The sequence below is a fragment of the Dietzia maris genome (genome assembly GCF_014144855.1).
In the GTDB taxonomy this organism is placed as follows: Bacteria; Actinomycetota; Actinomycetes; order Mycobacteriales; family Mycobacteriaceae; genus Dietzia; species Dietzia kunjamensis.
On the sequence record NZ_JAALDN010000285.1, the window covers coordinates 1 to 8,933 of the forward strand.

At 69.8% G+C, this 8,933-nt stretch carries 11 protein-coding genes; 5 read left to right on the forward strand and 6 right to left on the reverse strand.

Annotated features, from left to right (window positions below; genetic code table 11):
* The 3 genes from G6024_RS09835 to G6024_RS09845 all read left to right on the forward strand — a co-directional run.
* Positions 1-1,563, forward strand: a 1,563-nt coding sequence (locus tag G6024_RS09835; RefSeq protein ID WP_206683385.1) for a helix-turn-helix transcriptional regulator, incomplete at its 5' end; no start/stop codon positions are given.
* A gap of 27 nt (positions 1,564-1,590) precedes the next feature.
* Positions 1,591-2,277 (forward strand): hypothetical protein, encoded by a 687-nt coding sequence (locus G6024_RS09840; protein ID WP_235027845.1) that lies wholly within the window; start codon positions 1,591-1,593, stop codon positions 2,275-2,277.
* A 101-nt stretch (positions 2,278-2,378) separates the two neighbouring features.
* On the forward strand, positions 2,379-2,756 hold the full coding sequence (locus G6024_RS09845; protein WP_159148604.1) for an excalibur calcium-binding domain-containing protein: 378 nt from the start codon (positions 2,379-2,381) through the stop codon (positions 2,754-2,756).
* 48 nt (positions 2,757-2,804) lie between these two features.
* On the opposite strand, the gene G6024_RS09850 is transcribed toward G6024_RS09845, so the two are convergent.
* Together G6024_RS09850 and G6024_RS09855 are read right to left on the reverse strand one after the other, a co-directional pair.
* Positions 2,805-3,848: an NAD(P)-dependent alcohol dehydrogenase gene (locus G6024_RS09850; RefSeq protein WP_159148605.1), complete on the reverse strand. Its 1,044-nt coding sequence runs from the start codon at positions 3,846-3,848 to the stop codon at positions 2,805-2,807.
* A 156-nt stretch (positions 3,849-4,004) separates the two neighbouring features.
* Positions 4,005-4,547, reverse strand: coding sequence for a Dps family protein (locus tag G6024_RS09855; RefSeq protein ID WP_069388400.1), 543 nt, complete (start codon positions 4,545-4,547; stop codon positions 4,005-4,007).
* A gap of 296 nt (positions 4,548-4,843) precedes the next feature.
* Between G6024_RS09855 and G6024_RS09860 the strand changes: the two genes are divergently transcribed.
* The gene (locus G6024_RS09860; RefSeq protein WP_156523574.1) at positions 4,844-4,987 is read left to right on the forward strand and encodes a hypothetical protein; all 144 of its coding nucleotides are present in this window, start codon (positions 4,844-4,846) and stop codon (positions 4,985-4,987) included.
* 6 nt (positions 4,988-4,993) lie between these two features.
* Entirely contained in the window at positions 4,994-5,614 is a 621-nt protein-coding gene (locus G6024_RS09865) for a hypothetical protein (protein WP_156523575.1), read from the forward strand.
* Positions 5,615-5,690: 76 nt separating this feature from the next.
* On the opposite strand, the gene G6024_RS09870 is transcribed toward G6024_RS09865, so the two are convergent.
* The 4 genes from G6024_RS09870 to G6024_RS09885 all read right to left on the reverse strand — a co-directional run bounded on the left by G6024_RS09870 (position 5,691) and on the right by G6024_RS09885 (position 8,327).
* Entirely contained in the window at positions 5,691-5,936 is a 246-nt protein-coding gene (locus G6024_RS09870) for a DUF6480 family protein (protein WP_067716083.1), read from the reverse strand.
* Positions 5,933-7,120 (reverse strand): GDSL-type esterase/lipase family protein, encoded by a 1,188-nt coding sequence (locus tag G6024_RS09875; RefSeq protein WP_159148606.1) that lies wholly within the window; start codon positions 7,118-7,120, stop codon positions 5,933-5,935. The genes G6024_RS09870 and G6024_RS09875 overlap by 4 nt, the downstream gene beginning before the upstream one ends.
* Before the next feature lie 201 nt (positions 7,121-7,321).
* Positions 7,322-7,585: a hypothetical protein gene (locus G6024_RS09880; protein WP_159148607.1), complete on the reverse strand. Its 264-nt coding sequence runs from the start codon at positions 7,583-7,585 to the stop codon at positions 7,322-7,324.
* 10 nt (positions 7,586-7,595) lie between these two features.
* Entirely contained in the window at positions 7,596-8,327 is a 732-nt protein-coding gene (locus G6024_RS09885; RefSeq protein ID WP_159148608.1) for a RelA/SpoT domain-containing protein, read from the reverse strand.
* Positions 8,328-8,933 lie beyond the last annotated feature (606 nt).

Sequence of the window (8,933 nt, forward strand, 5' to 3'; positions counted from 1 at the left end):
GTCGACGCGGGATGTGTGGTGGCCGCCGCGCGCGCCGCCCTCGACGGCCACGACTACCGCACTGGGGTGGAGCTCCACGACGCCGCCCAGCGCTCCGCGCTCACCACCGCGTCGCTGCAGCAGGCCGAGCTGTCGCTGATCGCGGGCTCGTGCCTTCGCCTGCTCGACCGGCTGCCCGACGCCGCCGCGATGTTCGACCGCTCGCTGGCCTGCCTGCAGGACGATCCCGGCGGGCCCGACCACACCCGGGTGCTCATCGAGAACGTCACGGCCCGGGCGGACCTCGCGCACTACCGGGACCGGGGTCCCGAGCAGTCGCTGCCACTGATCGAGTCAGCGCACCAGTGGCTTCCTGACGGGCACTCCGGGCGCGCGGTGCTCGAGGCCCTGACCGTGGTGCACCTGAGTTACTCGGGCCGCTACCGCGAGGCGGACCGGGCCTACACCGAGCTGACCGCTGAGCTGCCGGCCGAGTGGGAGCGGCGCCTGGAGCCGATCCACGCGCTCGCGCTCGATTCTATGGGGCGGTCCGAGGCCGCACTTGCCGTGATTCGGCGCGAGGCCCGCCGATCCCGGTCGGTCGGCGGCCAGGCGTGGGCGTCCGAGGAGTTTCTCGCGGCGCTGGTGTCGGTGATGCTGCACGGCTTCGGAATCAACGCGCTGCTCGCCGAGCTCGCGCCCGTCATCGCGGTCGAGCAGGATGATCACGTGCGCGTCGATCACGGCGTGCGGCGGCTGGTCGACGCCGAGATCGCGCTCGCCGCCGGGGACCTCCCGGCCGCGGTGGGGGCGGCATCCGACGCGGTCGCGATCATCGAGGTGGACGGTCCCGAGGACTTCCACTCCCGTGCGCTGTCCTTGTACGCACTGGCCGCCGCGATGTCCGGACAGGCCGCCACCGCGGAGGAGTACCTGCAGCGGATGCGCGCCATCCCGGGGTACACCAACTCGCCGGTGGGTCCGGAGATCCGCGGCGTGGAGGCGGGCGTCTTGATCTGCCTGGGTCGCCCCGGTGAGGCGGGCGAGGTCGTCCGGTCGCTGATCGACGAGGGTCTGAACGGCGCAGCCACCCGCGCCGCCATGGCCGGGGTCCTCACCGCGGACCCGGAGATCTGTCGGGCGCTGACCGAGGTGGACGTCACCGGCGACGTGCCGGTGCTGGTCCGCGACCTGGCGGTGGCGATGTCTGCCCGCAACCCCCGGCTGTTGCTGGACGCGGCCCGCCGGGCCCGGACGTACGGGTTGCACATGGTGGCGGCGGTCGCCGCGGACCGAGCCCGCGACGCAGCGTCGCCGGGATCGAAGTTCCACTCCCAGGCCGAGCGGATGCTCGCGACCACCGAGCTGGGCGGGCCGCTGGCCGGCCTCACCCGCGTCGGTGCCCCGACCGTCTCGGTCCCGGCCGGGGTCTCGCTGACCCGCCGCGAATCTCAGATCGCCGACCTGGTCGGCCAGGGGCTGACCAACGCCGAGATCGCCGCCGAACTCCACCTGTCCAAGCGGACGGTCGCGGGGCACCTCAACCGGATCTACACCAAGACGGGCACCCGACTGCGAGGCTGAGACCGGCGACGGATTCGAGGTGTGCGCGTGCAGCAGTCAGAGATCGACCGGCAAGCCCCGGGCGATCGGGCGACCTTCTGCGAGGCCCCGGCGGCCTACATCGTGGAGACGTACTTCGTGCTCCGGATGGTGATCGCGGGCGCGGCCATCGGCCTTCCCGTGGCACTTCTGGTGTGGGTCACCCTCGACCCCGATTTTCCGATGATGGACTCACTCAGCTCCTTCTATTACACCCCGGCCCGCGGGCTGTTCGTCGGAACCTTGGTGGCGATCGGGGTCGCTCTGGTGGCGTACCGCGGCTACACGCGCGGTGAGAACTGGCTGCTCAACGCCGCCGGCACGCTCGCGATCGTCGTCGCCCTCTTCCCGACGGAGGACCCGGCCCTGCCCGGGCTGAACGCGGTGAGCGTCACCCACGCGGTGGCGGCCACGTCCTTCTTCGTGCTGGCGGCACTGTCGATCTTCTTCTACGGGCAGGAGACGATCGCCTCCATTCCGAACGCGGAGCTGCAGCGTAGCTATCGCCTGGGTTATCGGATTCTCGTGGTGCTGGTCCTGCTCTTCCCGGCCGTCGCGCTGCTCATCGCCTGGCTGATGGAGTCCACCTTGTGGCTGTTCCTGGTCGAGACCGCCGCGCTCTACGCCTTCGCGACGTTCTGGATCGTCAAGACCTACGAGCTCTCCCGCTCGCATTCCCGGCGCATGCTCGTGTGACGCGTCCGCGCGAAACGGTCAGCGACGTGAACATGACTCGGTTAATCTGGGCTCACTATTCAACGCCACTCCCATGGCCTTCCCCCCTCGAGGTTCTCACCATGATCCGTCGTTCCCTCACCGCTCTCGGCCTGGCGACTCTCGTCGCTCTCGGTGCCGCCCCCTCCGCCGGCGCCGCCGAGATCCCCGTCGGATCAGGGGTCATCGCCGTACCGGACATCGCGCCGATCGTCGTACCGGTCCCGATGGGATTCGACCCCGCCACCCTGCCGCTCCTGCCGTTCCCGCTGGTCTGGGCCCCGCAGTTCATGCCCGCGCCGGTCGAGAGTGCGCCCGCGACCACGCCGGCCCGTCGGCTCTCGGGCTGTCGCGAGGCGTGGGACCTCGGAGTGGCCCCCATCCACCGCGGCAGCGAGTACTACGACCCGTCGATGGACGGCGACAACGACGGCATCGCCTGCGAGCGGGACAACCGCTAGGGCTGGCTGGCTCCTGCGGCGGGCGGTGGGCGCGGTGTCCTCGCGGGGTTACGTTCCGTGCGGCGCGATCACGGCCCGCCCGCTGATCTGGCCGTCGACGAGCTGCTGGTAGGCATCCAGCGCCCGGTCGAGCGGATACACGTGGACCTCCGGCGAGATCCTGCCCGCCCGGTACAACTCCACCACCTCGTGGAGGTCCTCGAGCGTGCCCCAGTAGGTGGAGGAGAAGTCGACCTCGTAGGGCAGCTTGAAGGCGTTCCAGGCGAAGTCGTCGCCCGCCAGTCCCACCACCGTCAGCGAGCCCTGCTGGGCCACGCAGGCCGCCGCGAGCTCGAGGGTCGGGCCGGCGCCGACGAAGTCGAAAACCGCGTTGACGCCGAGCCCGCCGGTGAGCTCCCTGACCTTCTCGGCGGCGCCGTCGGTCGGGGCACCGATCGCGCCATCGGCCTCCGCGGCGGCGACCGCGTCGGGCTTGGTGTCGGTGGCGTACACGGTGGCCCCGGTGAGCGCCCTGATGATCTGCACCCCGACCAGGCCCAGACCGCCCAGGCCGATGCACAGCGCGGTCGCCCCGGGCGTGGTCAGGTGGGGCATCGCGCGTTTGATGGCGTGGTACGGGGTCAGGCCGGCGTCGGCGAGCGGGGCCGCGGCCACGGGGTCGGCGTCGCCGAGGGGGACGAGGTTGCGGGCGTAGGTGGTCATGTACTCGGCCATGCCGCCGTCGCGACCCAACCCGGTGGCGAGGTAGCCCACCGACGGCACGTCCTGGCAGTACGTGTCCTGCCCGCGCGAACACGGCTTGCACCGGCCGCAGCCGATCGGGCCGTAGACCAGGTAGGCATCGCCCTTCGTGAGCCCGGTGACGCCCGGGCCCAGCTCCTCCACCCAGCCCGAGACCTCGTGGCCCAGGGTGAACGGCGGGGTGAGAAAGCCCGTGGGATCGCCGGGGAAATCGTGAAACAGGCCCACGTCGGAATGGCACGCACCGGAACCGGCCACTTTGAGCAGGACCTCGCCGGGACCGGGAGAGGGCCGGTCGACATCCTTGAGTACGGGGAAGGTCTTGAAACCCTCGAACACGACTGCCTTCATGGCTGTACACCTCGCTGACTCGCCGGAGGACGCACCAGACGAATGACGCCCATCACAAGTATCCCCCGGCTGTCCAGAGGCGCCGGCTGTCCAGAGGCGCCAGCGGGCCGGACCTCGGGGAGGGGTCCGGCCCGACGGCTCAGCGCGTGCCCCGGCTCAGGCGGAGGCGTCCCTGGCGGCGGCCTTCTCCGAGGCGTCGTCAGCGGTGGGCAGGCTGCCAGCGGCGTTCTCGAGGTGCGCGCGCACGAACCACTGGAACTTCTCGAGCTCCGCGGTCTGGCCGATGAGGATGTCCTCGGTGACCGGGTCGACGTCGCCGGCCACCGCGATGGCCTTGCGGTGGTCGGAGATCATGCCGTCGTAGACCTTGTCGAGCGCACCGAGGTGGGCTTGCGCGGTGTCCCGGCCGAGGGAGTAGTCGTCCCACGAGCGGTGATCGGCGTTCGCGCCCATCGTGCCCACCGGCGAACCGCCCAGCGTGGCGATGCGCTCGGCCAGCACGTCCGCGAAGCCGCGCACCAGCTCGACCTGCGGGTCGAGCATCTCGTGCACCGAGATGAAGTTGGGACCCACGACGTTCCAGTGCACATGCTTGAGCGTGAGGTGCAGGTCGTTGCACGCCGTCAGGCGCTTCTGCAGCGTCTCGGCGAGCGTGGCGGAGTCGGCGCTGGACAATCCTGGAACAGTGAATTGAGGCATGGCTCGACCGTAGCGGCGGCGGCTGCCGGTTGCGACCGATCGCCGCTACGGTGCGGCCCGGCGGCCGACCGGCGAACAGCCCGGCGATCAGCCCGGCGAACAGCCCGGCGATCGGCCCTGTGATCGGCCGGGGATCGGCCGTGAGGTTGACACCGTCAAGAACCAAGACAACCGTCCAAAATGTCGGATTCCGACCTACCATCGGAAGCGCCGACACGTGATGAGCACCAGCTCACCTGCCGGCCACCTCACTCGCATCGAGCGGCCCGCGGCCCTCGCCTGAAGACAGGATTCACATGACATCACGGACCCTCCGATCCGTCGCTACCGGCGCGGCCGCGCTGCTCGTCGCCTCCGGGCTCGCCGCGGGAACCGGGGCCGGCGTCGCCGGTGCCGAGCCCGTCACCGCAGAGCCCACCGCCACAGAGTGCGCGACCTAGCAGACCGTGACGTTCAACGACGCCTCCACCCTGTGGACCGACTACCACCTCACCAAGGAGGTCGTGGGCGACGGCACCGCCGCCCCCGGCGGGACCGTGACGTTCCGGACCACCGTCAGCGGCGCCGGGGCCCTGGTCGGCCGGATCGACGACTTCCATCCGGCCGGGTTCGAGCTGGTCCGGGCGCGGGAGAGCGTCTGGTACCTGGTCGGCGGCCAGACGTGGTCGACGGTCACCGACGACGTGATCCGCGATTCCGCCACCAACTCCGTCCGCCACTCCGGGGCCGGGTGGACCACCGCCGGCAACGCCAAGGCCACCCTCGAGACCACCTACCGCGTGCCCGACGACGCGACCCCCGGCGACGTGCTCAACACCGGCGCCGCCACGACCCTCGTCCTGGCCAGCGGCCGCAAGGTCGCCAACCCCATCAACACCTGCGTGACGATCCGCGAGCCCAACCCCGCCGAAGCCGTCACCGGCAGTCTCGAGGGACTGGGTCTGGGGTCGCTGACCTCCGGCTCGAGCGCGCTGGGCGACATCGGCGCCGACCCCGCCGTGTTCTCCGCCGACCTCATCAACAACATCGACGTCGGGCAGCTGATCGGCGCCGTCGCCGGGAGCTGAGCCTTCACGCAACGAGGGCCGCGGCAGGATCGGACTCTGCCGCGGCCCTCGTCGTCGTCGTCGTCACCCCGTCCGCTCACCCCAGTCCGAACATCCTCCCGACGAGCCCGAAGACCATCACCAGCACTACCAGGACCACGATCGCCAGCAACACCACGATGCCGGCCCGCGAGTTCGACTTGGTCGGGCTCTGGCCCGTGCGAGCGCTGTCCGAGGCCAGGGAGGTGGAATCCGAGTCCGGCGTCATGGGACCCACGGGGGAGCCGCCCGCGTCGAGGTCGGGGGAGTCGCTGGGATCCGGATCCGGGGGCGTAGTCGTCATAGCCCGTGTGTACACGATTCGCCACGGGTGTGACCGCCGTGATCGAAGGGGCCCCCGTCCCCGAACGCGTGCCGGGCGAAGCGCGTGCCGATCAGTTCATGCGTGGCGGTGTCGGGGTGCAGTGCGTCGGGGAGCGGGTGCTCGTCGGCGTCAGCGGATCCGTACAGCGCGGTGCCGTCGAGATGGTGGAGGTTCTCGTCGTCCCGGGCCTCCACGATCGACGCGAGCGCGTCCCGGATGACGCGGAGAGTCAGCCGCCCCTGCGTGGTGTCCCCGGTCTCGCCCGTCGCGATGAACCGCACCTCACCCGTGTGGAAGGTGTCCGGATCGAACGCGCCGGGGCCCGGGGTGTCCTCGTGGATGCCGCAGTAGATCGGCGAGACGAGCAGCAGCGGGGTGGTGGGGTGCCCGTCACGGATCGTGTCGAGGAACCCGTGCACCGCGGGGATGAACGCGCGCAGCCGCATCGAGTCCGAGTTGGTGACGTTGATGCCCAGCTTGAGGCTGATCAGGTCGGCGGGGGTGTCGCGCATGACGCGGGCCATGAACGGGTCGACGAGCGCGCTGCCGCCGACGCCGAGGTTGCGCAGGTCCACGCCCCCGAGTCGGGCGGCGAGGGCGGGCCAGGTCCGCGCCGGCGACGTGGCGTTGGAGCCGTGGCTGATCGAGCTCCCGTGGTGGAGCCAGCGGCGCCTGTCCGTCGGCGCGGGTGTCACCGGGGCATCCGTCCGGAGTTCGACGAGGTCGACCTGCTCGTTGTGCGGCAGCCACAGCTCGACGAGTTTCTCGCCGGCGCCCAGCCCGGTGAACCGCGTGAGGTGCGGTGGGCCGGGCACGAGCTCGGTCACGCCGGTCTGGAGGTCCGTCTCGATGGCGTCGCCGCCGGTGAGCCGGTCGCTCGCGACGAGTCGGTGGTCGACCACCAGATCGATGCTCCCGCGAGGACGGTGGATACCGCGGTAGGCGAGGCGGGTGGGGTGGGTGACCAGCTCGATGCTCTCCGCGTCGGTGACCACCGCGACCCGGACCCCGGAGGGCTGCGCCTCGACCGACAGCAACTGCGGATCGGGGAACCGGGCGCAGACCCAGGCCGGAAGCCGGTGCGGCCGCAGCCCGCGCGAGGTCGTCTCGAGGTACTCGTGACCGCGCAGGAGCTCGGGCGTCAGGGGAGTGCGGATCGTCATGGGCCAAGTGTCCACTACGGGCGCCGTGTGGCCGGGCTGGTGGGAGCCTGCGTTTGCCGACCGGGGTGACGATCGAGCTTGGGGTGCGTGCCTCGCGTCGTCTGGGACCCGGGCATGAACGCTGCGGCTGCCTCCGCGAACAGACTGCGGGACCGTCGAATCGCCCGCGGCGTGGCGGAGCTTCCGCGCGGTCTGGAAGGGTTAGTGGCTTGCGAGGAGGTCGGCGAACATGGCTTCGTCCGCGTCCTTGAAGTAGTGGCCGTGGGTGCGCATGACGGTCTGGATGCTGTCTGCTCCCACAAGAACGACCTCGAAACGGTCGATGTCGGCGCTGTTTCGGTACTGCGCCTCGGTGTCCTCGTAGGCGGCGACGGCCAGCTTGGTATCGGTGAACTCGTCCTGGTGGATGAGTCGCTGTTCATCGAAGCTGTAGACCAGCAGGAAGTGGACTAGTGACTGCGACATCGAATCCTCCCTATTTCGAGTAGTAGCCTTCGAGAACAACTTGTTCGCGAGCCTCAAGAAACGCTCTGACTGTATCGGCGTCCACTGTATCGCCCAACTCGCGAGCGCGCAGTTGCGTCGCAGCGAGGGCGAAGTACCTGCGCATTGACTCCGGTCCGTCGCCGTCTTTCAGGGTCAGGTTCAATCGGCTGTCGGCCGCTTCAACAGCGTCCGCCCACGACTGCTCCCATGGTGTCCGGAGCTGGATCTCGACGAACCTGTCGTCCCTCACCACGACGATGTGCCGTGCCCAGTAGCCCGACGGCTGGGGTTGGACCACATAGTCGCGTTCCCGCCGAACCTGCCAGATGGAGTTGATCCGATCAGCGAGTCGAGTCACGTGATCCTGGTCGGGGACGATAACGCGGACGCCACCGATGTCCTCGAGCCTGTCTAGGCTTGTCGTGCCGCTGGATGACCCGACGGAACGGTGGAGCTTCCGGATAATTCGGGGGGTTCGCTTCAGCCTCTGAGCAAGGACTGGATCGGCGCCAATGGTGCTCACCATAGAAGCCAATCCGTTGCGGACCTTGGTCATAGGAAGCTGGTGCGCCCGCCGGTAGAGGTTCACTACCCGCCGGGCTTCGACGAGCTCCTCGACCGAGCTGAAGGACTCGTTCCAGAAATCCGGGTCATATCGCGAGGCGCGAACCATTTCGCCACACTTGCGGATTTTGGTCTTACTCGGCAGCTCTGCGGTCACGGGGCAAGCGTAGCCACACGCTCCGACGCAACAAGGGATCGTTCAGCGTGCTTCACACCACCGCCCATAGTTGGCCGCTACCGTCCTTCGCCCTATACCTGAGGTGGTGAAGGTACGGACTTTTAATCCGCAGGCCGTCGGTTTCCCGCCTACTGGGCGGGCGTTCCGCCCTGGATCCATAGGTGTTGATATCGGCGTCTGCGGAGGGGCGGCCGACGACGGCATGGGGTGGTGAGCCACCGGGCCGTCGGCGCGGCTGGCTTGGCTATAGACCGATTTGAGCCCCAGTCGGCATGCGGGCGGGCCGCCGGACGACCCTCCCCGCGCGATCTCGGCTCCGCGATCCGTTTCCGGTGTAGCCCTCGTCGTCGTCGGACTCGTCACCCATCGGGGCGGTGACCGACCCGCCCGGCCCGACCGGACCACCTGAGCGCCGGCGTCACCGCGGCCGGCGCCGCACCCCGCCGTAGATCCCCTGGCGGGTGATGACGCGTTGGAGCACGACGTCGTTGACCCGCGCCGGCACGCGCACGCCTTGGCCGGTGGGCGCGAACACGATCAGGCCGTCGCGGAGCGGACCGAGCACCGAACCCCATCGGCGCGGCG